Source organism: Leptobacterium meishanense, from assembly GCF_037645805.1.
GTDB classification, from domain to species: domain Bacteria; phylum Bacteroidota; class Bacteroidia; order Flavobacteriales; family Flavobacteriaceae; genus Leptobacterium_A; species Leptobacterium_A meishanense.
Map to the genome: position 1 here is coordinate 241,629 of NZ_JBBEXE010000006.1, position 24,527 is coordinate 266,155.

Annotated in this window: 23 protein-coding genes and 1 riboswitch; of the genes, 14 read left to right on the forward strand and 9 right to left on the reverse strand. The window is 35.8% G+C overall.

Annotated features, from left to right (window positions below; translation table 11 throughout):
* The first annotated feature begins 162 nt into the window (after positions 1-162).
* The 3 genes from WBG21_RS08480 (at position 163) to WBG21_RS08490 (ending at position 2,210) form a co-directional block, all read left to right on the forward strand.
* On the forward strand, positions 163-543 hold the full coding sequence (locus tag WBG21_RS08480; protein ID WP_340076832.1) for a cohesin domain-containing protein: 381 nt from the start codon (positions 163-165) through the stop codon (positions 541-543).
* 223 nt (positions 544-766) lie between these two features.
* The gene (locus WBG21_RS08485; RefSeq protein ID WP_340076835.1) at positions 767-1,753 is read left to right on the forward strand and encodes a T9SS type A sorting domain-containing protein; all 987 of its coding nucleotides are present in this window, start codon (positions 767-769) and stop codon (positions 1,751-1,753) included.
* 190 nt (positions 1,754-1,943) lie between these two features.
* Entirely contained in the window at positions 1,944-2,210 is a 267-nt protein-coding gene (locus WBG21_RS08490; protein ID WP_340076837.1) for a hypothetical protein, read from the forward strand.
* 2 nt (positions 2,211-2,212) lie between these two features.
* Here WBG21_RS08490 and WBG21_RS08495 read toward each other — a convergent pair whose 3' ends face one another.
* Complete coding sequence (locus tag WBG21_RS08495; RefSeq protein WP_340076839.1) at positions 2,213-4,093, reverse strand: TonB-dependent receptor plug domain-containing protein; 1,881 nt, start codon at positions 4,091-4,093, stop codon at positions 2,213-2,215.
* Between the two features lie 70 nt (positions 4,094-4,163).
* A riboswitch (cobalamin riboswitch) is annotated at positions 4,164-4,382 on the reverse strand.
* A 56-nt stretch (positions 4,383-4,438) separates the two neighbouring features.
* Here WBG21_RS08495 and WBG21_RS08500 point away from each other — a divergent pair.
* From WBG21_RS08500 to WBG21_RS08520, 5 genes are all read left to right on the forward strand, one after another.
* On the forward strand, positions 4,439-5,566 hold the full coding sequence (locus WBG21_RS08500; RefSeq protein ID WP_340076841.1) for an ABC transporter substrate-binding protein: 1,128 nt from the start codon (positions 4,439-4,441) through the stop codon (positions 5,564-5,566).
* A 2-nt stretch (positions 5,567-5,568) separates the two neighbouring features.
* Positions 5,569-6,600, forward strand: a complete 1,032-nt coding sequence (locus tag WBG21_RS08505) for a FecCD family ABC transporter permease (RefSeq protein ID WP_340076843.1) — start codon at positions 5,569-5,571, stop codon at positions 6,598-6,600.
* A 106-nt stretch (positions 6,601-6,706) separates the two neighbouring features.
* A complete protein-coding gene (locus tag WBG21_RS08510) occupies positions 6,707-7,420 on the forward strand; it encodes an ABC transporter ATP-binding protein (RefSeq protein ID WP_340076846.1) in 714 nt (237 codons plus the stop codon).
* Positions 7,421-7,488: 68 nt separating this feature from the next.
* Positions 7,489-8,805 carry a DNA recombination protein RmuC gene (locus WBG21_RS08515; RefSeq protein ID WP_340076849.1) on the forward strand — a complete coding sequence of 439 codons (1,317 nt, stop codon included), beginning with the start codon at positions 7,489-7,491 and terminating at the stop codon, positions 8,803-8,805.
* Positions 8,806-8,936: 131 nt separating this feature from the next.
* On the forward strand, positions 8,937-9,671 hold the full coding sequence (locus WBG21_RS08520; RefSeq protein ID WP_340076851.1) for a formylglycine-generating enzyme family protein: 735 nt from the start codon (positions 8,937-8,939) through the stop codon (positions 9,669-9,671).
* Positions 9,672-9,742: 71 nt separating this feature from the next.
* On the opposite strand, the gene carB is transcribed toward WBG21_RS08520, so the two are convergent.
* Both carB and rpmH read right to left on the reverse strand, forming a co-directional pair.
* Positions 9,743-12,595 carry a carbamoyl-phosphate synthase large subunit gene (carB, locus tag WBG21_RS08525; protein WP_340076853.1) on the reverse strand — a complete coding sequence of 951 codons (2,853 nt, stop codon included), beginning with the start codon at positions 12,593-12,595 and terminating at the stop codon, positions 9,743-9,745.
* 106 nt (positions 12,596-12,701) lie between these two features.
* A complete protein-coding gene (rpmH, locus tag WBG21_RS08530) occupies positions 12,702-12,860 on the reverse strand; it encodes a 50S ribosomal protein L34 (protein ID WP_340076855.1) in 159 nt (52 codons plus the stop codon).
* A 169-nt stretch (positions 12,861-13,029) separates the two neighbouring features.
* Here rpmH and WBG21_RS08535 point away from each other — a divergent pair, with 169 nt between their 5' ends.
* Positions 13,030-13,917 carry a DUF6263 family protein gene (locus tag WBG21_RS08535; RefSeq protein WP_340076858.1) on the forward strand — a complete coding sequence of 296 codons (888 nt, stop codon included), beginning with the start codon at positions 13,030-13,032 and terminating at the stop codon, positions 13,915-13,917.
* A 6-nt stretch (positions 13,918-13,923) separates the two neighbouring features.
* On the forward strand, positions 13,924-14,439 hold the full coding sequence (locus tag WBG21_RS08540; protein ID WP_340076860.1) for a DUF2892 domain-containing protein: 516 nt from the start codon (positions 13,924-13,926) through the stop codon (positions 14,437-14,439).
* 8 nt (positions 14,440-14,447) lie between these two features.
* Here the strand turns inward: WBG21_RS08540 and cls are convergent, their stop codons facing one another.
* The 3 genes from cls to WBG21_RS08555 are packed head-to-tail and all read right to left on the reverse strand — an operon-like array spanning position 14,448 to position 17,515.
* Positions 14,448-15,902, reverse strand: coding sequence for a cardiolipin synthase (gene cls, locus WBG21_RS08545; RefSeq protein WP_340076862.1), 1,455 nt, complete (start codon positions 15,900-15,902; stop codon positions 14,448-14,450).
* Positions 15,902-16,840 carry a lytic transglycosylase domain-containing protein gene (locus WBG21_RS08550; RefSeq protein ID WP_413789399.1) on the reverse strand — a complete coding sequence of 313 codons (939 nt, stop codon included), beginning with the start codon at positions 16,838-16,840 and terminating at the stop codon, positions 15,902-15,904. Before WBG21_RS08550 ends, cls begins: the two co-directional genes overlap by 1 nt.
* Positions 16,841-16,882: 42 nt before the next feature.
* The gene (locus tag WBG21_RS08555; RefSeq protein WP_340076919.1) at positions 16,883-17,515 is read right to left on the reverse strand and encodes an alpha/beta hydrolase; all 633 of its coding nucleotides are present in this window, start codon (positions 17,513-17,515) and stop codon (positions 16,883-16,885) included.
* Positions 17,516-17,736: 221 nt separating this feature from the next.
* Here WBG21_RS08555 and WBG21_RS08560 point away from each other — a divergent pair, with 221 nt between their 5' ends.
* A complete protein-coding gene (locus tag WBG21_RS08560; RefSeq protein WP_340076864.1) occupies positions 17,737-18,036 on the forward strand; it encodes a GNAT family N-acetyltransferase in 300 nt (99 codons plus the stop codon).
* Between the two features lie 31 nt (positions 18,037-18,067).
* Here the strand turns inward: WBG21_RS08560 and mtaB are convergent, their stop codons facing one another.
* Positions 18,068-19,396: a tRNA (N(6)-L-threonylcarbamoyladenosine(37)-C(2))-methylthiotransferase MtaB gene (gene mtaB, locus WBG21_RS08565; protein ID WP_413789400.1), complete on the reverse strand. Its 1,329-nt coding sequence runs from the start codon at positions 19,394-19,396 to the stop codon at positions 18,068-18,070.
* Positions 19,397-19,625: 229 nt separating this feature from the next.
* Between mtaB and WBG21_RS08570 the strand changes: the two genes are divergently transcribed.
* A complete protein-coding gene (locus WBG21_RS08570; RefSeq protein ID WP_340076867.1) occupies positions 19,626-21,263 on the forward strand; it encodes an ABC transporter substrate-binding protein in 1,638 nt (545 codons plus the stop codon).
* Positions 21,264-21,284: 21 nt separating this feature from the next.
* On the opposite strand, the gene WBG21_RS08575 is transcribed toward WBG21_RS08570, so the two are convergent.
* Positions 21,285-22,463: a GlmU family protein gene (locus WBG21_RS08575; RefSeq protein ID WP_340076869.1), complete on the reverse strand. Its 1,179-nt coding sequence runs from the start codon at positions 22,461-22,463 to the stop codon at positions 21,285-21,287.
* Positions 22,464-22,582: 119 nt separating this feature from the next.
* A complete protein-coding gene (locus tag WBG21_RS08580; protein ID WP_340076871.1) occupies positions 22,583-22,834 on the reverse strand; it encodes a type B 50S ribosomal protein L31 in 252 nt (83 codons plus the stop codon).
* Between the two features lie 171 nt (positions 22,835-23,005).
* Between WBG21_RS08580 and WBG21_RS08585 the strand changes: the two genes are divergently transcribed.
* Together WBG21_RS08585 and WBG21_RS08590 are read left to right on the forward strand one after the other, a co-directional pair.
* Positions 23,006-23,527 carry a DUF4199 domain-containing protein gene (locus WBG21_RS08585; protein ID WP_340076873.1) on the forward strand — a complete coding sequence of 174 codons (522 nt, stop codon included), beginning with the start codon at positions 23,006-23,008 and terminating at the stop codon, positions 23,525-23,527.
* A 40-nt stretch (positions 23,528-23,567) separates the two neighbouring features.
* Positions 23,568-24,515, forward strand: a complete 948-nt coding sequence (locus WBG21_RS08590) for a glycosyltransferase family 2 protein (RefSeq protein ID WP_340076876.1) — start codon at positions 23,568-23,570, stop codon at positions 24,513-24,515.
* Positions 24,516-24,527 lie beyond the last annotated feature (12 nt).

Below are 24,527 nucleotides of genomic sequence, written 5' to 3' on the forward strand. Positions count from 1 at the left end.
GAAAGCTCTCTGGCTTATTTATAACTTGCCTCCATTGTAAAACCTATAAATAAGTAGCTTCATCGAGTTTATTTTTGATATTCCATTATCTCATTTATTTTTAAGAAAGTTTTTCCCAAAACTTAGACGATTTTGCATGCCTACAAGCGATATATTAAAAATATGGTTATACGGCCTCTTGATATGAAGAAAATTGTACTCCTGTTTATAATCAGCTTTTTTTGCTTTTTTCCTGAAAAGGTAAAGTCATCAACAATAGTAAGTTTACCTGTTGTCAATACTGTCGATATTATCAGTACAATTGATAAAGAATCCATAAATACAGGCGATATCTTCAAAGTAACTGTAACAGCAGAAGCAGGGACAACCAACATTAATACTGTTCAAATCCATTTTAATTTTGATCCTTCATTAGTAGAGGTAGTTTCTCTTGATGGGTTTATGAACCTTGAGCTGTTTAACGTTTTTGACAACACCTCAGGAATTATAAAATACACCGGCTCCTTTAGGAGAAACTATTTCAGGAAGCTTTATTATTGCTGAAATTACCTTTAAAGCACTGAATTCTACCTCTGGAACTACAATAGCTCATGTTTTAGAGTCTTTTGATGGCACCAATGTTTTTGATGAAAATGCAACCACTGTTTTAGGTAACACAAATGATATACGTATTGCTATTGATTATCCGCTTTCTGAACTATATGTTGAACAGTTTATTCTTGTTAATGCCGATACCAACACTGATATCCTTACACTCTCGGAAGGGTTGCAAATTGATAACAGCCTTATCAATGGTATCCCACTTAACATTCGTGCTGAAACCAACCCAACCACTGTCGGTAGTGTGTTCTTAACATTATCTGGAACAACAAATGCTTCAAGAACCGAAAGTGTTGCTCCCTATGCACTTTTTGGAGATGTCAGTGGAAACTATAACGGCCAGTCCCTAGTAACCGGAAACTATGCTATCACCGCAACCCCATACTCAAGTTCAGGGGCTACAGAGGAAGCTGGAATACCGCTCAATATAAATTTTGAAATTATTCAGCAACCCATTGGAACACAAGATGAAGTGACTCAGTTTGTTCTTGTCAATGCCAATACCAACACTGATATCCTTACACTCTCGGAAGGGTTGCAAATTGATAACAGCCTTATCAATGGTATCCCACTTAACATTCGTGCTGAAACCAACCCAACCACTGTCGGTAGTGTGTTCTTAACATTATCTGGAACAACAAATGCTTCAAGAACCGAAAGTGTTGCTCCCTATGCACTTTTTGGAGATGTCAGTGGAAACTATAACGGCCAGTCCCTAGTAACCGGAAACTATGCTATCACCGCAACCCCATACTCAAGTTCAGGGGCTACAGGGGAAGCTGGAACACCGCTCAATATAAATTTTGAAATTATTGATACTGCTGTTGGTAATAAAATAATCATAACGCCAACAAAACGAATGATTCCTGATTATAATTCTCCAATACTCAAAAATAATTTTTACATATTTCCGAATCCCATAAAAAATGGAACATTTTCCATAAACCTTCCAAATGTAGAAGGCAAAATACATTGTACCTTATACAGTTCTTTAGGAATACTAATCATAAATAGAACGCTTATAAAGAAAAAAGAAAACCCATATATTCATTTCAATTTGTCTAATGCTTTAATTGAGAGCGGAACATACTATTTAAAAATGGAAGGAGGAAATCTGAACAATCCTATAATATTTACGTTAGTATATAAATAACAAAACAATTTCAAGTTTTATCTGATAATAGACATCCCGGAAAACACCTTACATATGGGTGTTCTTATAATAACTAATAAATATATAGGTATAATATACTACTTTGTTTTATCAGAATTTTCTTTTTTTAACCTTTTTATGCTACTTTTAGCTTTAATAACCACAAAAGCAATGGTATAATATGACTCTAATGCAGCCACCATACAAGTTCGTAATAACACATCATCAAAATGTTTTAGACACAATATATGATGCTGTTTCTTCCTTTCCTCAAGTTTACAATACATATATAGAATCTGGGGATGAATACTTAGATGGAGAAACTGGCCCTATTTGGTATGCTCTCCATGTGTATTGTGATGAGACCGACAGCAAGCATGTAAAAAAGTTTATCCTAAAAGAGCTTGAAAAACATGGATTTAGTAAGGCTATTGTTTTTAGAGAAACTTTTTCATGAAACTATAATAACAATGAAAAACCTACCCTGATATTCCTTCCCCGAGAGGAAAACCCAATAACTTCTTCATATTTTTCATTAAATATATTATCGAAGCTAAAAAATGTTTTCAGTCTATCTTGAATTACTTGATAACTAATATAGGTCCCTACCAAAGAAAAAGCTGTCAACTCATTAGTTTCAAACGTTTCAAAATTAGTATCTAAACGAGTCCCTGTATATCGGTATGATAGGGAAGCATATGCCTTTTTCGAAACTTGATATCCAAAATTGACATTCGCACTATGCTTTGGAAGCCTAAGTGATGCTCTATCTTTCTGCTCTGTAAATGTATAGTTTGCCGTGAATGAAGCCCCTAGAAATGGTTCAGTTACTAGCTCCAACTCAACACCTTCTACAGTGAAATCTTCAATAACATTTTGATACGCCCCGGCAAACGTATTAAAATCAATAACAACAAAGTCAATAAAATTCATTTCCTCACGATTGAAATAAACTGCACTCCATTTCACTTTTTCTGAATGGTACTCAACACCTCCTTCCACTGTTCGGTTTTCTTCCGGTTTCAAATCAGGATTTGGCCCAAAAGGACCAAATAGCTGTGAAAGTGAAGGCGCAATATATGAAGTACTGTATGACGTCAATAATTTTAAATAATCACTTTCTAAACGGAATGTGTATGAAGGGTTAAAATTATAGGTGACATGGCTACCATATTCACTATGGTTATTCAACCGTATCCCGGTATTTAAATTCAACCCAAAATCAGAAATCCATACTACATTAGCATAAGGGCCTACAGACGAATAATTATCATTACCTCCAAAATCTGTTTGGTTATTTATATAGTTTACTCCAAGAATTGTATAAAACTTATCATTGAAATTGTATTTATTGAATACATCTGCCACATAACTTTTACCATTGAAAGTCCCCGGAAAATCCGATTCAAAAACCCTGTCTATTTTATTAAATGCTGCATTTAGATTAATACTCCCATTTTTATAAATATACTTAGAGGCTATTCCAAACCTAAATTGTTCGCTGTCTGATGAAAAATCCGCATCCATCACGGGAAAAGAATTGTCAAAATGGGCCTTAAATGTATCATAATTTCCATACGTTTTTAGTGTAAAATAATCATTAAACGTATACCCTAGTTTCACCTGTGCATTAAGCCTCGAAAAGGGGTCACGTTCATTATTTGTATCAACAACTGCTGAAAGTCCATCGGTATATTGTTGACTAAAACCTGCTACATAATTAAATTTTCCTGTAGTTCCACTCAATGATAAACTGTTTGAAAAATCTGTAGGGGTATATTTTTTTTCTTCTTGAGGTTGATTGGTACCTATACTCGACTGAAGTGTAAGTGCTATTTTTTCCTCAGAGGGATTTTTAGTCTGAATATTGATTACTGCCGTGGCTGCAGCATTCCCATATAAAGTACTGGCTGCTCCTTTGACGATTTCAATAGACTCAATCTGTGACACAGACAGCAACCGAAGATCATAATCATTTGCAATTTGTGAAGGGTCAGAGACTTGAATCCCATCAATCATTATTAACACTTGTCGGTTATTCCCTCCCCTTACAAAGTAACTTAAGTTCTGTCCCGCATTACTTCTACTTCCATTAATCTCAAAACCACTCTTTGTATTGATGATTTCAGCCACACTCTTTCCCTGGTTCCTTTCAAGCTCTTCTGCTGTTATTTTAATAACTGTTTTTCCCGAATGTTCACGTTTCAATTCAAAACGTGAATCAGCCACCACTACCTCATCCAACTCTTCCACTTTCTTATTGTTTTTTGAGGGCTCTTGTGCCGAAGCAAGCTTGCACAGGAATACAAATATTTCCAAAATAATTACTCTTTTGTTCATTTCTAACATTAATTAATGGGAAAAAAGTATGTAGCTATCCATACCCAAACTCTTATCCCGAAAGTTTGACATCGTTTTACAAAATCTGGCAGGTCTCCTGGCTTGCGTCTTACTACTCACCTTCCCGCTATACACTAGCAGTGGTATTAGAAGAAGTAATAAGCCCCCTTTCGGGTAAAGCATACAGTTGCGGGAACAGCTTAGGAATTGCTATCGAGAAGCGCACCTAATTCCCTATTAATTCGCCTCTGTTGGAAACAGATTTGAAACCAAATTTCTCTGCGAAAATAACCTTTTTTAAATCACCTGCTTCAAAAAGTTGAAATAATCTTATTTTTGAATTCTATGAGAAAGCACATTTTATTAGTCAGTATTGTATATGTATTGTTGGGATGTCAAGGCAAAAAACCAAAAGAAGAAGTTCCTCAAGAAAAAATAACTATTAAGCATGCACAAGGGTTTCAAGTAAATGTGTTTGATGGATATAAAGTTATAGAAGTCTTATCGCCATGGCCTGAAGCAACTAACACTTTTAAATATCTTTTGATTGAAGACAGGAAAAAAGCCCCTAAGATTGATACATATGATGCTGTTGTAGAGATCCCTGTTGAACGAATTGTAGTGACTTCTACAACACATATTCCAACCCTGGAAGCTTTGGGAGTAGAAAAAAACCTGGTAGGTTTCCCTGATACAAAATATATTTCTTCTGAAAAAACCAGAAACAATATTAAAAATGGAAAAATAAAAGAATTAGGTGTAAATGAAGGAATCAATACTGAAATACTTATTGACCTACAACCGGATGTTGTAATTGGTTTTTCTATAAATGACCAAAACAAGTCCTATGAAACTATTACAAAGTCAGGTATCCCGGTAATCTATAATGGTGATTGGACAGAGAAAACACCATTAGGAAAAGCAGAATGGATAAAGTTCTTTGCTCCGTTCTTCAATGCAGAACATAAAGCAGATAGCATCTTCAACAGTATTGAATCAGAATATATAAAGACTAAAAAGATTGCTAAAAAAGCCACTAGCAAACCTACCGTTTTAAGTGGTGCATTGTACAAAGATATTTGGTATTTACCTGCGGGAGAAAGTTGGGCTGCTCAGTTTATTACCGATGCCAATGCCGATTACCTTTGGAAAAATTCTAAAGGAACGGGTAGTTTATATCTAAGTTTTGAAAGTGTACTGGAAAAAGGTATAAATGCCAATTTTTGGATAGGCCCTGCTCAATTTACTTCTTATGAAGAAATGATTACTGCCAATAGGCACTATGATCAATTTGATGCATTCAATAAAAAAAGGGTATACACGTTTAGTGCAACAAGAGGCGAGACAGGAGGTGTGCTTTATTATGAGCTGGCACCAAACAGACCGGATATTGTGCTTAAGGATCTCGTGCGTATCTTACATCCTGAACTTTTCCCCGAATACAACCCTTTCTTTTTTAAACCTCTGAAATAATTTTGGATCAAAAAAAAACATATCACTTACCCTTTAGTATCCTTATCATTATTCTGGTTATAGGAATGTTTATAAATATCAGTCTTGGATCAGTATATATTCCTTTTAAAAGCGTTTTTTTATCGCTAATTGGTGGGGAAGTAGAAAAAGAATCATGGGTTTATATCATTCGAAACTACCGTGTTCCTAAAGCAATTACTGCTATAATGGTTGGCGGTGGACTATCACTTAGTGGATTATTAATGCAAACACTGTTCAGAAACCCTTTGGCAGGCCCATTTGTATTAGGTATTAGCTCTGGTGCCAGTTTAGGAGTTGCTTTTCTCCTTTTGGGAAGTGCTTTTATTGGAGGTTGGTTAACTACAAACATCGTTAGTAATGCTTCTATTGCCATTGCAGCAAGCTTTGGGAGTTTTTTAGTGTTAGTAGCGGTAATGATTGTTGCATCCAGAATACGTGATACGATGGCCATACTCATCATTGGGCTTATGTTTGGTAGTATTACTGCTGCTGTAGTAAGCGTACTTTCTTATTTCAGTCATATGAAACAACTGCAGCAATATGTTTTCTGGTCATTCGGAAGCCTTGGTAATTTAAGTTGGAACGAATTGTTCCTTTTTGGGGTCATTTTTATGATAGGTGGGTTTCTCAGTATTCTCTCCTTAAAAGCATTAAATGCGCTATTATTAGGCGAAAATTACGCAAAGAGCTTAGGATTAAATATAAAGCAATCGCGATACCTCATTATCATTGCAACAAGTTTATTGGCAGGAAGTGCTACTGCCTTTGCTGGTCCTATCGCCTTCATTGGATTGGCAGTGCCACACCTTACAAAGCAAATATTCAATACTACCAATCACAAAACACTTATCCCGGCTGTTATTTTATATGGTGCAATATTAATGTTGTTATGTGATAGTATTGCCCAATTACCAGGTAGTCAGTTTACATTACCCATTAATGCTATCACCTCTCTGGTAGGCGCCCCGGTAGTAGTTTGGTTGTTAGTAAAAAAGCAGAAAATGGTATTTTAATCATTAAGAAAATAAAAGAGCAATTATAAAACCTGAAGAAAAAAATACTGTCCTTATTGTTGAAAACCTAAACATTGGGTATAAAACCAAAAAACAGCTTACTGAAGTGGCAAATACCATTAACTTTTCACTTCAGCTAGGAGAACTTGTTGCTATCGTGGGTGCTAATGGAGTAGGCAAATCTACTTTACTACGAACTTTAGCTGCTGTTCAACCCAAATTATCCGGAAAAATACAACTTAATGATAAAGAACTTCAGGCTCACACCCCTACTTCATTGGCCAAAGAACTGAGTATTGTCCTTACCGAACCCATTTCTTCAAAAAACCTAACCGTCAATGAAGTAGTAGCACTAGGAAGGCATCCTTATACCAATTGGATTGGGACATTGACTGAAAATGATCGTATTAAAATCCGGAAAACATTAATGCTTACCAACATGTTGGAATTACAATACAAAAGGTGTTATGAACTGAGTGACGGCCAACTCCAAAAAGCAATGATTACAAGGGCTCTTGCACAAGACACACCACTTATGATATTAGATGAGCCAACTACGCACCTAGACATTTACCATAAAGCGTATATATTAAAGCTGTTGAAAAAAATTGCACATGAAACACAGCGGGCCGTTTTATTTTCATCACATGAAATAGAAATGGCCATCCAATTGTGTGATAAAATATTGGTAATGACGCCTACCGGCAGTATTTTTGGACAACCATTTGAATTGATTGAACAAAATACCTTTTCTAACCTATTCCCGAAAGATTTAATTGACTTTGATGCTGCTTCCGGAACGTTCAAAATTAACAAATAATCTTCCGGTTTTCAATGAAGTTAAAAACCATATAAAATTTTATCTTTACACTAAACTGAAAACAAAAAATGTCAGCAGCTGCTATTACTATTATTATTTCCTTTATAGCTGTCGGGGTTGGTACAATTTTGGGTATGTTTATTCAAAACTTGAGAACACAGGTCAGACAAAGTGCTCTTTTGGAACGTGAATCACAATTACGTACAACCATTGATGAACTAAAGCGTGCCAATCAATTAGATAAAGAAGAAAAAGAAACACTACGACAAGGGAAAGAAGCCATTAATATACAGCTTATCAAAAAGGAAGCTGACCTTGAAAACCTGCTTCATAAAAATAAAGAACAAAAAGAAGAAGTAGAAAAACTTCAAGAAAAATTTACCAAAGAATTTGAAAACCTTGCCAATAAAATCCTTGATGAGAAATCAAACAAATTTACCGAGCAGAACAAAGAGAACATTAAAAATATTTTAACCCCTTTACAAGAACGCATTCAACTTTTTGAAAAAAAGGTAGAAGCAACCCATAAAGAAAGTATTGATTATCATGCTGCCCTCCGTCAACAAATACTTGGATTAAAAGAACTTAACGAACAAATGAGCAAAGAAGCCGTCAATTTGACAAAAGCACTTAAAGGCGATAGCAAAATGCAAGGGAATTGGGGTGAGCTTGTCTTAGAGCGCGTTCTTGAAAAAAGTGGCCTTGAAAAAGGGCGGGAATATGAAATACAGCAAAGTTTCAAGGCTGAAGATGGTTCCCGCATTATGCCCGATGTGATCATTCACTTACCGGACGGTAAAAAAATGGTCATTGATGCCAAAGTTTCTTTAACAGCTTATGAACGGTATGTAAATACTGAGGATGAAGAACAACAAAGATATTTAAAAGAGCACATAAATTCCATTCAGCGGCACATAGCCCAACTCTCAGATAAAAAATATGAAGACATCTATGAGATGGAAAGCCCTGATTTTGTACTTATGTTTATCCCCATAGAACCGGCATTTGCGATTGCCATCAATCAAGACAATACGTTATATAATAAAGCTTTTGAAAAGAATATCGTCATTGTAACACCTTCTACATTATTGGCTACATTACGTACTATTGATTCCATGTGGAACAATGAAAAACAACAACGCAACGCTATTGAAATTGCCCGGCAAGCAGGTGCACTCTATGACAAGTTTGAAGGCTTTATTACTGACCTTACTAAATTGGGTAAAAAAATGGATGAAGCCAAAGATGAGTACAAAGGTGCCATGAATAAACTCTTTGAAGGCCGGGGTAATATCGTTACAACTATTGAAAAGTTAAAAAAGATGGGCGCCAAAGCCAAAAAATCACTTCCTGACCCTATCCTAAAGCGTGCAGAAGAGGAATGATATTATCTTGTTCCTATATAGCTTTTACCCTTTATAAGTATAGAAAATATGAATTTAAATATATCTTCATAACAATACTATTCGTTCTTAGCTTTATATCTTGCCAGAAAAAAGCTGATTCCTACTCTGTCATGAAAGACCCTGTTTTGGGCATGAAATTTATACGAATCCCAAAAGGGAGTTTCCAAATGGGAAGCCATAAATACAATGATACTATAAATGCAGAATTATTGCACAAGGTAATTATATCAAAAGATTATTGGCTAAGCCAAACGGAAGTTACTCAAAACCAATGGCAAAAGATCATGGGAAATGAAGAAATTCACCCTGAAAAACCTTCCCCTTTTCGGAATACAAATCCAAACTATCCAATTGTTAGTATTTCATACTTTGATATAGAAATCTTTCTAAATAAATTAAATGTACTATCTAATGAATATCATTTTCGACTTCCAACAGAAGCTGAATGGGAATATGCTTGTAGGGCAGGAACAAAAACTCCTTTTTCTTATGGTCTGTATCTAACAGACACTTTAGCTAATTACAATGCTGAAATAGCTTCAAAATATTCAGTATCAGGAGCATACCATGGAAGCCCAAAACCTGTTAGAAGCTATCCTCCTAACCAATGGGGGTTATACGATATGCATGGCAATGTTTGGGAATGGGTTAGTGATTGGTATGGACCTTATCCAAAAGAAGAGATTACGGACCCTAAGGGAGCTTCCTACGGAAAAGAAAAGGTATTAAGAGGAGGTAGTTGGTATTTTGGGGCTGAAAATGCAAAATCTTCCCATAGAAAAACACATGAACCAGGATTATGGGGGTTTTCAATTGGATTTAGAATTGTCTGTGAAAAAATTTAATAGAAACATTTATTTTTCTTAGTCCCCACATTCCACAGAAATTATAGCATCATCCCTAAAAAGGGATATACTTATTTACTCAAATACATTTTCCTTCGAGAATAGAGGTTATAAAAATCATCATCCTTTAAACTATCTATAAACAAAATACTCTCTCCGGTACTCTTCATTTCCGGCCCAAGATTTTTGTTGACATTCGGGAATTTATTAAAAGAAAATACCGGTTGTTTAATGGCATAGCCTTCCAGTTGAGGATTAAACGTAAAATCTTTTATTTTTTTATGCCCTAGCATTACCTTAGTCGCATAGTTTACATAGGGTTCTTTATATGCTTTGGCAATAAATGGGACGGTACGGGAAGCTCTTGGATTGGCTTCTATAATATATACCGTATCATCCTTAATGGCAAATTGAATATTGATAAGCCCCACTGTATTTAATGCCAATGCAATTTTCTTGGTGTGGTCTTTTATCTGTTGCATCACGAATTCTCCAAGATTGAACGGTGGCAAGGTGGCATTCGAATCACCGGAGTGGATACCACAAGGCTCAATATGTTCCATAATTCCGATAATATATACATCTTCGCCGTCACAAATGGCATCTGCTTCTGCTTCTATAGCGCCATCCAAGTAATGATCGAGCAATAATTTGTTATTAGGGATTTTTCGGAGCAAATCTACCACATGCTCTTCTAGCTCTTGTTTGTTAATCACAATTTTCATTCCTTGTCCACCTAACACATAGGATGGCCGTACCAATAATGGGAAATGAAGTTCATCAGCAAGCTTTAAAGCTTCTTCAGCTGTTTCGGCCACACCAAATTTTGGATATGGAATATCATTCTCTTTTAAGAGCGTTGAAAAACTTCCCCGGTCTTCTGCCAAATCAAGTGATTTAAAACTTGTCCCAATAATATTGATACCATATTTATCGAGTTTTTCAGCCAATTTCAAAGCAGTCTGTCCACCTAACTGGACAATTACCCCTTCGGGTTTTTCATGCCGGATGATATCATAGATATGTTCCCAGAAAACAGGCTCGAAATACAACTTATCTGCTGTATCAAAATCAGTAGAAACTGTTTCAGGATTACAGTTGATCATAATAGTTTCATAACCACACTCAGCAGCTGCTAGCACACCATGTACACAACAATAATCAAATTCGATTCCTTGCCCGATGCGGTTTGGCCCTGAACCCAATACTAAAATCTTTTTCCGGTCGGTTACATTACTTTCATTATCAATATATCGGCTTCCATCAGCAGTTTCTACTTCTGCTTCAAAAGTTGAATAGTAGTATGGCGTTAACGCTTTAAACTCTGCTGCACAGGTGTCTACTAGTTTGTAAACGCGTTTTACGCCCAATTCATCACGTTTTTTATAAACTTCACTTTCCCAACAGCCTAACATATGGGCAATTTGCCGGTCAGCAAAACCTTTTTGTTTAGCTTCTAACAATAATTCTTTTGGAAGGGTCTCTATAGTGTACGTGCTGATTTCTTTTTCAAGGTGGTGAAGTTCTTCATATTGCTTGAGAAACCACATGTCGATCTTTGTAATTTCATTGATCCTGCTTAATGGAATCCCTATCTGAATGGCGTCATAAATAACAAATACACGGTCCCAACTAGGCTTAGTGAGCTTTTCTATAATCTGATCGTAATTGGTATAGCCTTTTCCATCAGCTCCCAATCCATTCCGTTTGATTTCCAACGACTGTGTAGCTTTATGCAAAGCTTCCTGAAAGGAGCGACCAATGCCCATCACTTCTCCTACAGATTTCATTTGAAGCCCTAACGTACGGTCAGCACCTTCAAACTTATCAAAATTCCAACGTGGTATTTTTACTATGACATAATCGAGGGTGGGTTCAAATAGTGCTGAAGTTGATTTAGTAATTTGATTGTTCAGCTCATCCAATGTATAACCAATCGCCAGTTTTGCGGCAACTTTTGCAATAGGGTAACCAGTTGCTTTTGATGCCAATGCAGATGAGCGTGATACCCTTGGGTTAATCTCGATTGCAATGATATCTTCTTTTTCATCAGGGCTTACAGCAAATTGTACGTTACATCCTCCTGCAAAATCACCAATGCTCCGCATCATTTTTATGGCCATATCCCGCATCCGTTGAAACGTCCTATCAGATAAGGTCATCGCAGGCGCAACAGTAATAGAGTCACCGGTGTGGATTCCCATAGGATCCATATTTTCTACGGTACAGATAATAACTACATTGTCATTCTTGTCCCGGAGCAATTCCAACTCATATTCTTTCCAACCTAACAAGGCTTTGTCAATCAATACTTCATGTATGGGAGATGCTTCCAATCCTCTGGTAAGCAATTCATCAAATTCTTCTTTGTTATGTACAAAAGAAGCTCCTGTGCCTCCTAAAGTAAAGGATGGGCGTATCACTAATGGAAACCCAAATTCTTGTGCAATTTCTTTTCCTTTCAAAAAAGAGGTGGCTATCTTGGCAGGTGCTACAGGGATAGCTATTTTTTTTAACAGCTCTTTGAATTTTTCGCGATCTTCGGTTATTTGAATAGCATCTATATCAACACCAATAATTTCAACATCAAAATCGCCCCATATTCCCTTCTCATCAGCTTCTATACATAGGTTTAGTGCTGTTTGTCCGCCCATAGTAGGTAACACCGCATCAATTTCGGGGTGTTTTTTCAGGATGTCTATAATTGATTTGGTTGTTAACGGTTTTAAATAAATATGGTCGGCCATTACCGGATCGGTCATAATAGTTGCCGGGTTACTATTAATGAGTACTGTTTTTATCCCATCTTCTTTTAATGATCGAAGGGCTTGCGATCCGGAATAATCAAACTCACATGCTTGACCAATAATAATAGGCCCTGAGCCTATAATTAAAATTGTCTTGATGTCTTTTCTTTTTGGCATTTTATTATTGCTGTATTGTTTACAATGATAAGGAACTTATGATATATAAAAAAAGGGTGTTACTTTGAAAGTAACACCCTTAATATGTTTATGCTTCTATTAGTCATTATTTTTTATGCCTTGGCTCTGAAGAAACTGTTAACTTCTTTCTCCCCTTTGCTCTTCTACGAGCTAGCACCTTTCGGCCATTGACTGTAGCCATTCTTTCTCTAAAACCATGTTTGTTTCTTCTCTTTCTTCGTGAGGGCTGAAATGTTCTTTTCATCTTTGAAATGTCTTAATGCTTCTAAAAAATGCTTTCTCCATTTTGCCAGAACTACTCTGTAAAAGCGCGGCGCAAATATACAAAGAGTTTTTACTCTTACAAACCTAAAATTAAAAAATATTTATATATGTTTTCTTACCTTTGCGACCCATAACTAAATATATTTTATATGCGTTTGTTGCATCTTTTTTCAATAGTTGTATTTCTTGTTTTTTCGCATACCATAGCTGCACAGGGTGTTCTTCAATATAATTTGAAAAAAGATGACACCTTCAAAATATATCAACATGCCAATCAACTAATCACTCAGGATATAAATGGTATGATACAGGAAGTAACCAATGATTTTTCAGGAATTATACAACTGGTTGTTTCCGACACCTCTAAAAATGGTTATATAATTGAAATGACATACTTGGACCTGAAGCTTAAAATGAGTTCTAATCTGGAAGGATTATTGATGGATGTGAATGCAAAAGACACTATTCGCAATAGTATAGAAACAAAAATGTTTAATGCTATGCTAAATCATCCTGTTGTTATTAATATGGCTAAAACAGGTGATATTTTATCTGTAACAAAAGCTGATAAATTGATCGATCGCATGCTTGATGCGACTGATATTGAAGATGAATTTACCTTGTCTGTTATGAGGGCTTCCCTAGAAACTAATTATAGTTCTGATTCTTTATCTGAAAGCTTCAAACAGATGACTTATTTTTACTCGGGGCAAACCATCGCGGTTAATGACTCATGGACAAATACATATACCGGAAAGCTGGCTACTGAAAATATATGGCAGCTAAAATCTTGGAATAAAGAAGAAGCCTCTTTAACAGCCAGTGCTGATGCTATCATGAAAACAGAGCAAATGGGTGTTAGCATGCATTTAACAGGGCAACAAAAAACAGCTGTTACTATTGATGCTACAAGTGGTTTCTTAAATGAAATGACTGTAGAAGGGACTTTTAACGGAAATTCTGTAATAGCTTTAATTGGTGATGATGAAATTCCGACAACCATTACATCTAAAACGACATTTCAACGTATTAAATAAAAAATAATGTTCAATAAAATATTTAAACTTATTATTGCGGGATTAATTATTGCAACTGCTGTGTGGCAATTTACAGAAGGGTATATTGGAAATGGTATTGCCCTTATTTTTTTATCACTTGTTTTTATTTTCCTCTATTTTCGGAACGAGCTAATTTTATTAGCTTTCCTAAGGATGCGGAAACAAGATTTTGAAGGCACTAAAAAATGGCTGAACCGGATTTCCAATCCTGAAACTGCACTTACCACCAAACAACAAGGGTACTATAATTACCTGCACGGTATTATGGCATCACAAACCAATTTGACCGAGGCTGAAAAATATTTTAAGAAGGCTTTGAAACTTGGACTCTCTATGAGTTATGATATTGCCATGGCGAAACTAAGCTTGGCAGGAATCGCTATGCAAAAAAGAAGAAAACGGGAAGCTACCATGCTACTGAATGAAGCAAAAAAACTGGATAAGCAAAACATGCTTTCTGAACAGATAAAGATGATGCAACAGCAGATGAAACGAATATAAAATTTCTCTTACAGCAATGGCGCCCATAGGCGACAGAACGATTCTTTTAATTTCTGGCTGAACTTTCTTCCCTGCCAACTATCTAAATTCAACTCTTCACAATATCTAAAATCTTCCTGGAAGGATTGAAAAGTAGATTTGGCAACCTCTTCATCATAAATAAGTGCATTGATTTCAAAATTAGTCGTAAAACTCCTATAGTCCATATTAGCTGTGCCTATGGTAGTAAATATACCATCTACCAAAATTACTTTTGCATGGATGAACCCTTTCTCATATAAATAAACATGTACCCCGGATGCCAATAACTCTTCCACAAAAGAATAGGAAGCATACTTAGATGCCCAGGAATCCGAATCTTTAGGTATAATAAGCTTCACTTCTACCCCTCCCCTCGATGCCGTCGTTAGGGCAGTCAAAATCTCATCATTTGGAATAAAGTAAGGCGTAGCAACATATATATAATCATCCGCTACATTAATAGCTGTAAAAATCGCCTCCATAATATTGGCCCAATCAGAATCAGGGCCACTTGCTGCAATCTGTACAGCAGTTGATTTAGAAACGGCATGTTTGGGAAACAAAGAAGCATCCACTTTAATATCAATATCAGTAACAAAATCCCAATTCAATAAAAAATGCAATTGCAAGGAACCCACTGCCTCACCTTCTATACGTATATGGGTATCGCGCCAAAATAACCCTGAACCATTATTCACATATCTGCTTGCTATATTCATGCCGCCTACATAACCTACCTTACCGTCAATGACTATTATTTTTCTGTGATTCCGATAATTAAGTTTACCGGCAAACCGTGGAAAATAAACCGGCATAAATGCCCGAAATATTATACCGGCTTTTTTCATTTTTTGTTTTGAATGCCTTGATATCCTACTTCCTACATAATCATAACTTAATTTCACTTTTATCCCTGATTTTGCCTTCTCACATAAAAGATCGATAAGCTTACTACCCAACTCATCATCTTCAATAATATAATATTCCATATGGATGGTAGCCGTTGCTCCCTTAATATCTTCAATAAGGCGTGGGAATTTAGCTTCCCCATTGATAAGAACCTCTACATGATTATGCTTTGTTAAGGGAGCATCTTGGTTTTTTTGCAGCAAACGTACTAACCGAATTTTATCCGCCAAAGCATCTTTAGTAAATAATGGAAATTCTTTTTCATGACGGTCCAGTGCCTTTCGCCATTGCTTAATGTTTTGCTGGTCTAGGATGTTTTTTCGTCTGAAAATCTTGTTTTTTCTATATTCCTGCCCAAAAAAGTAGTAAACTACCAACCCCAAAAAAGGAAAGACAACCAATAAGAGTAAATAAGATAAGGCTTTTGTAGGGTTGATATTATTGAGCAGGATAGTAACTGCAGCAAAAAAAGCAATGACATAGTTGAGTGTAATAAAAAGTTCCCATGCATGCTCTTTTATATATATCCACATTATTTACCTACCTGATAATAACCATCTTTAGGAATTTCTATTTGATATTTTCTTCGGGATTTATTGTTCAAAAAAGATTCTCTCAACCAAGGATTATGTATTTTAAGAACCTTGTAACTGATATTGAATCCCTCAGAGAAAGCAGTAAAATCAGAAACTGCAGTATCTACTTCCACTTCATAAGTGGGGACTGATGAATATAAATGCGCTTCATCTACATTAAAACCATATTTCTCGGGGCTGGATATAATTTCTTTAAAAGCCAAAATGCGAAACACATACCTTCCTGTTTCTTCTCCCAATAACAGATCGTAATAACTTTCAGCTGATTGTTTGTTTAACCGCTTATCAACACCATATTGACCGGCATTATATGCAGCCGCCGTTAATGTCCAACTACCAAAGCGTTCTTTTGCATCTTTTAAATATTTGCAAGCAGCCTCCGTTGATTTTTTTAAATGATAACGTTCATCAACATTGCTATTCACTTCCAAACCATACTCTCTGGCGGTTTCACGCATAAACTGCCAATACCCTGTTGCGTTCGCCGGAGAAATAACATTTTGAAGTCCGCTTTCTGCGATGGCCAAATATTTAAAATCATCAGGCACCCCATGTTCTTTCAATATGGGCTCAATAATGGGAAAATATTTTTTTGCCCTTTTTATAAGCAGTAGTGTATTTGATTGCCAATACGTGTTGACCAATAACTCTCTATCTAACCGTTCTCGGATATCCGGATCATTAACCGGAACATCTTCCTCTGCAAAACTTAATGTCTCAGGAATTGATACTGAATATACATTATACTTATCAGCTGTATTCCCTATATTTTTATTATCAGGCATATCTTTATCCGAACGGATTGCGCTTACAGATAAAGAAATAATAAAAACAGCCCCTAAGAGCATCAAGGTATTCTTTATGTAGGTTATCATGACGTAATTTTTGCTTAAAGATACTAAAAATACCAGAAATTGTTATTCTGCGAGCAGTTTTGGGAGGTTTTCATTGAACCATTTATATTTATTGATAATCATAATATGTGTCCCTCCTTTCACTTCTATATACTCTTTTAAATAAACCGTAGGAAATACACCATCTTTTTCTCCATGAATATGTACTATTCCAGGAATAGGCTGTTCCTGTTGCCAATGGACAATTTGATCGATACTCCAATCAATATAATATTTATCCCTGACAGAGAGATATTTTTCATACAAAGACAATCGTTTATTAACAGACTCTCCAAAAGCATATTTTGCCAAAAGTTCTATGTTGTTTACCAGTCCTGTTGGAAGCAGCTTATGCACTTTTGTATATCGGGCAAAAATCATACGTTTAGGTAACTCATAACGTGTTTTGACACTGGAAATAATGATGATTTTTTTTGTTATAATATGTTTGGCCATTTCCTGAACAAGAATACCCCCAAAAGAAACTCCAATCAAAATGGGGTCTTTATGTATTATCTCGTCACACATATGCAGAGCATATGCTTTTAAAGATTCTCCTTTTTCAGGAATAGCCCATTGTAATAAATGCATTTCATATACGTTGACAGGCAATTGTATCTTTTCAAAGATAGAAGGGTTTGCCGCCATACCAGGCATTAAATAAACATGGGTTTTCTTATCCAAATTATAATTGTTTAATCACTGTAAAAGAGACAACTAACAATATTTTTTTGTATCTTTGTTTAGTCAAAAATAAGACATCTTCCTCAACCAATAAATAATAGTAGTATTACCAAATCGTGAATTATGCCTGCGCAGGGGTAGTTTTATGCTTCTGTGTTTTTATTTGACAGATAATTAAACACTATAATAATCACATGACAACGAACGAGTTAACGATTCAAGACAACAATTTTCTTAGGCAATTTGAAGTGAAAATGGATGGGCAATTAGCCAAAATCGAATATTCTTCACAAGAGCGAAAGATATTTTTAACTAAGTTGGTTATACCAGATGGTATTGCTGATGAAAACTTTAAAGAGGATTTTATTAAAGCCGTACTACACGAAATTGAAGAAATGAATACTAAGGTAGTGCCTACTTGTCCCGAAATAGCGAGGTTCCTAAGAAAAAATAAGCAATACAAAGACTTACTCCCCGTCGGAATACGAATTTGATTTTACATCCCGATCACCAATCGGGATTTTTTTATGAAATTACTGCTGCTCCTAAATAATCAAATCGAGCTAGTCCATCTATATCAATCTCAGTAAGTTTTACCTCTTGAAGCGTATTTACTAATTCCGGGTTCCAAGGCGCTTTAACCTTAACATAATTTTCTGTAAAACCATGAATATACCCTTGCTTATTTTCCCCCTCAAAAAGTACTGTATAAACCGTTCCTAGTTGTTTTTCATAAAAAGCCCTACGTTTTTTTACAGAAAGGCCGCGAAGCATTTTGCTTCGCTTCGTCCGTATAGCTTTAGGGACAACCCCATCCATAGTGGCCGCTAACGTATTATCCCGTTCTGAATAGGTGAATACATGTAGATATGAAATATCTAGTTCGTTCAAAAAATGATACGTCTCTAAAAAATGGTCTTCTGTTTCTCCGGGAAACCCTACAATCACATCTACCCCAATACACGCATGTGGCATTGCTTCTTTGATTCTTGAAATGCGGTCTGCATACAACTCACGTTGATAACGCCTTCGCATTTGTTTCAAAATTTCATTACTACCACTCTGTAATGGAATATGAAAATGCGGAACAAATGTGCGGCTTCTTGCAACATAGTCAATAATTTCATTTTTCAGTAGGTTTGGCTCTATAGAAGATATTCGAAGTCGCTCAATCCCTGTTACTTCATCCAACGCAGTGACTAACTCATAAAAAGTATGTGCATGTTTTTTATTACCAAATTCCCCTTTTCCATAATCGCCAATGTTCACTCCGGTAAGTACAATTTCTTTGATCCCTTTATTTGCTATCTCCTGGGCATTTTTTATAACATTTTGTAATGTGTCACTACGCGATATCCCTCTTGCTAAAGGAATGGTGCAATAAGTACATTTATAATCACATCCGTCCTGCACTTTTAGAAAAGCCCGTGTTCGGTCACCAATCGAATAACTACCTACATAAAAATCAGCCTCCTCAATTTCGCAAGCATGTATTTTTCCGAAATCATTTTTAGTAAGATTATTAAGGTAATCTGTAATCTTAAACTTTTCAGTAGCTCCCAGTACTAAATCTACGCCATCTACAGCGACCAGTTCTTCCGGTTTTAACTGGGCATAGCAACCTACGGCAACCACAAAAGCATCAGGGTTGGTATGCAATGCCTGTTTCACGATTTTTTTAAATTGCTTATCTGCATTTTCTGTGACTGAGCAGGTATTAATTACATAAATAGCTGCCTTCTCTGAAAAATCAACCCTATCAAAACCTTCATCTGTAAAATTTCTGGCAATAGTAGATGTTTCTGAAAAATTCAGTTTGCAACCCAATGTATAAAACGCTACTTTTTTTCTCACCTTTATCTGTGGTCCCCGAATTTTTATCAGGTTTTTTTTTAATCTATCTTTATCAAATAAAAGCTCAAAGGCTATTTAAAAAATGCAGTCATTTCGATTCCGTATTTACGGGAGAGAAATCCAATATATTAATCATTAAATATTTCGACTGCGCTCAATATGACAATTAGCTATTTTTAAAATATCCTCATGGCATGTATAGCAGGGCAAATATACCAACAAATATTGTATGATGAAACTGAAATATAATTCTTATAAAAGCATAAAAAGCTATTTATCAATAGGTTATATTGCACTCATCTTTATCTCCTGTGCTAATGAAAATAAAAGTTCCCGCGAACATCTAGTATTTAGGTATAATGAACATTCAAACATAGCTTCGCTCGACCCTGCTTTTGCTAAAAACCAAGCGGATATATGGGCTACCAATCAATTATTTAATGGATTAGTTCAATTAGATGATTCATTAAACATTCAACCGGATATTGCAAAAGATTGGTTTATTTCAGGTGATGCCCTCACATATACATTCACTTTACGGAAAGGTGTCTTTTTTCATAAGCACAATCTTTTTGGGAAAGACAGTACCCGGCAGGTAAATGCCCACGATTTTGAATATAGCTTTGGACGTTTATTAGATCCTCAAGTAGCATCTCCCGGAAGATGGGTAATGAATTATGTGGAAAACTTCAAGGCTTTAAATGATACTGTTTTTTCTATTCAGCTTAAACAACCATTTCCTGCCTTTTTAGGGTTACTTACTACCAAATATTGCTCTGTTGTTCCTAAAGAAATAGTAGAAGCAACTGGAAATAAATTTAGGTCCCACCCGATAGGAACGGGCCCTTTCAAGTTCAAACTATGGGAAGAAAATACCAAACTGGTTTTTAGAAAAAATGAGTTGTATTACGAAAAAGACAGCGAAGGAAATGCATTGCCCTATCTAGAAGCCGTTGCTATTACCTTTTTACCGGATAAGCAGAGTGAATTTTTACAATTTGTTCAGGGAAATATTGATTTCCTTAATTCACTGGATGCTTCATATAAAGATGAACTATTAACCACCGATGGAAAACTACAGGCTAAATACAGAAGCAGATTTAACATGGCGACTACGCCTTTTTTAAACACTGAATACCTTGGTTTTTTTCTAGAGAGCAATATGCCCGAAATACAATCGGGGGCAATTAGAAAGGCTATAAATTATGGTTTTGACAGAAAAAAGATGATCACCTATTTACGCAATGGTATTGGTACTCCTGCCCTAAATGGTTTTATACCAAAGGGGCTGCCCGGATTTACCAATATAGAAGGATATAACTACCAACCGGAAAAAGCAAAAAAGCTTATTGAGCAGTTCAAAAAGGAAACTGGTATCAACCAACCGGAAATTACCATTACTACAGATGCTAACTACTTGGATTTATGTGAATATATTCAACGAGAAATCGAAAAAACAGGGTTGAAAGTCAATATTGATGTAGTCCCTCCTGCTACACTGCGTCAAAGCAAGGCTACCGGAAAGTTAGACGCTTTTCGTGCCAGTTGGATTGCTGATTATCCGGACGCAGAAAACTATTTGTCCCTGTATTACAGTAAAAATTTTGCGCCCAACGGGCCTAATTATACACATTTTAAGAACCTACAATTTGACACTTGGTATGAAACTGCTTCCAGGGAGGTTAATAATGAAAAGCGCTACCGGCTCTATGAAAAAATGGATAGCCTCATTATAAGTCAAGCACCGATAATCCCTTTGTATTATGACCAAGCTATACGATTTACTAAAAAAAACGTGCACGGATTGGAAAGTAACCCTGCAAATATTTTGAGTTTAAAAAGAGTGAAGAAAATAAAAGGACTATAATTTATTAATAGTCATAAAACCTTAGTTTCTCCGCCATTTTTTAGTCAATTCAAAAACATGTTCCAAGATAGCTTTATCTTCTTCGGTAAGTGTTGTATTTCTCCGTTCCATTACTTTTTCGGCTACTTCAAAAGCCTTTTGGGTACGATATGTTGCATAACCCGCTGCGCCTCCCCAGCTAAAACTCGGAACAAAATTACGTGGAAATCCACTTCCGAAAATGTTTGCATTAACTCCTACAACCGTTCCAGTATTAAACATGGTATTGATACCACACTTGCTATGGTCACCCATCATCAATCCACAGAATTGCAGACCAGTTTTGGCAAAATTTTCTGTTTCATAATTCCATAGCCGTACTTCAGAATAGTCATTTTTTAAATTGGAAGTATTGGTATCCGCTCCTAAGTTGCACCATTCACCTATTACCGCATTTCCCATAAAGCCATCATGTCCTTTGTTGGCGTATCCAAAAAATACGGCATTATTGACCTCTCCACCTACTTTGCTATAAGGGCCTACAGTAGTAGCGCCATAAATTTTTGCTCCCATTTTCACAGTCGCCCCTTCACAAAGGGCAAAACCCCCACGGATACTAGTCCCTTCCATCACTTCTGCATCCCTGCCAATATAAATAGGTCCGTTAGTTGCATTCAAAACAGTACATGCTACTTTGGCCCCTTCTTCTAAGAAAATATGTTCAGGAGCAATTACTTGATTGTTTTCAGGAACCGGTTGGCTTTTCCGACCGGAGGTCAACAACTCAAAATCAGCTTGCAAAGCTGCACCATTTTTAGAAAAAATATCCCAGGAGTGTTTAATTTGCAATAACGGTTCTTCGATATATTCAATCACCTTATATTTTTCAAAATCTACAGTCTCTTGAGCTTCGTTGATAAAAAAAGCAACTACCTCTTCCTCATAAAAGACAGCTTCACCCTGTTTTAGGTTTTTAACGATAGCTGCTAGACTTTTATTTGGAAGAAAAGAAGCATTGATGAGTATATTTTCTTCCAACTCTACCATTGGGAATTTGGCAGCTAAATAATCCTCAGTAATTGTAGTGGTGGTATAGCCTAAATATTTTTCCCACTTTTCACGAATTGTAAGAATCCCGATGCGGATATCAGCTACCGGACGAGTATATGTAAAAGGTAAAAGCGCATTTCTTACAGGCCCGTCAAAAAGAATATAATTCATTTAAAACCAGATTTTAAGTAAAGATACTTTTTTTGAGGTTTACAGGAATATTTCACTCATAAAAAAGCCCCTTCCGAAAATAATTCGAAAGAGGTTTTTTCTATTTTTTTTAACAAAAATTACTTTTTGAACTTTGCGTATTTGTTCTTAAACTTATCAATACGACCGGCTGTATCTACCAATTTAGATTTACCGGTATAATATGGATGTGATGTTCTGGAAATCTCCAGTTTTACCAATGGATATTCCGAACCATCTACTTCTATAGTTTCTTTAGTATCTGCTGTAGACTTGGTAAGGAAAATATCATCATTAGACATATCTTTAAAAGCTACCAGTCTATAATTCTCAGGATGTATACCTTTCTTCATCGTAATAATTTTTATACGTCCATTATTTAGGACTGCAAATGTAATGATATTTCAGAATATACCAACCGTATTCCTAAAAAAACGAACAAAAATTTTTACCTTTAGATTTGTAACATTTAATTAAACTGTATTACTAATTAAACAGTATTAACAAATTTTAACATTATAAATATGGAAGAACTACAACCAAAAACAGGAAAATTTGCCCTTACCTATGGGTTACTTTTAGGGGGTATTGGCGTTGTCTTCGGGCTGATGCTCTATTTTATGGATATGCATTACCAAGGAGGCTTTAGCCTTCTAATAGTTAATGTTGTCATCATGCTTGGTGTTATAATCTTTGGAATGCGCCAGTTCAAAAAAGCCAATGGAGGCTTTATGTCTTTTGGGCAAGCTTTAAAAATTGGAGTGGGAATTGCTTTAATTGGTGGCATTATTGGTGTTTTATACCAACAACTAGTAATTCATGTACTTGATCCCGAGTTTATGAATAAAGCTATGGAAATACAGAGAGCCCAATTATCACAGAACTCCTCCCTTACCCCTGAGCAAATAGACCAACAACTTGAAATGGGTAAAAAATTCTCTACCCCTCTAATTCAAGTTGCTTTTGGACTCATTGGAAGCCTGTTTTTTGGGTTTATCCTATCGCTCATTCCGGCATTAGTCATGAAAAAAGCAAAAGATGAATAGGAATTTGTATTTTTGAACTTATTTTTCAGATGCAAATTTCATGGATATATCAGTAGTAATACCACTACTCAACGAAAAAGAATCTTTAAATGAATTATATGATTGGATTGCACAAGTGATGCAATCCAATCATTTTTCATATGAAGTCTTATTTATAGATGATGGCAGCACTGATGGGTCATGGGAGGCTATTGAACAGTTAGCAGGTAAAAATAAACAAGTTAAAGGGCTTCGTTTTTTTCGCAACTTCGGAAAATCACAAGCATTACATGCCGGTTTTGAATTAGCTAATGGCGATGTGATCATTACTATGGATGCAGATCTCCAAGACAATCCGGAAGAAATCCCTGAACTTCACCGCCTCATTACCAAAGAAAATTACGACCTTGTTTCCGGCTGGAAGAAGAAGCGTTACGATGCCATTATAACAAAAAACTTACCCTCAAAACTTTTTAATTGGGCTGCAAGGAAAACATCAGGGTTAAAATTGCACGATTTTAATTGCGGGCTTAAAGCTTATAAAAACCAAGTTATAAAAAACATTGATGTATATGGCGAAATGCACCGTTATATTCCGGTATTAGCTAAAAATGCAGGTTTTACACGAATTGAGGAAAAGATAGTAAAGCATCAAGCTAGAAAATATGGAAAAACCAAATTTGGTGCCGAGCGTTTTATCAATGGTTTTTTAGACCTCATCACCATTTGGTTTATTTCTAAATTCGGCAAACGTCCCATGCATTTATTTGGGGCACTGGGGGTCCTTATGTTTTTTATCGGTTTATGCTTTGCTTTGTATTTAGGTATTGACAAACTATTTGTAAACCCGACAGGGAGACTGCTCACACAACGCCCCCATTTTTATATTTCATTGGTAACCATGATTATAGGTACCCAGTTCTTTTTGGCCGGATTTTTAGGCGAAATCATTATTCGCTCTAAGAGAAGTGATAAACGCTATAAAATTGCTAAAAAAATCAATATATAAACAACACAAAAC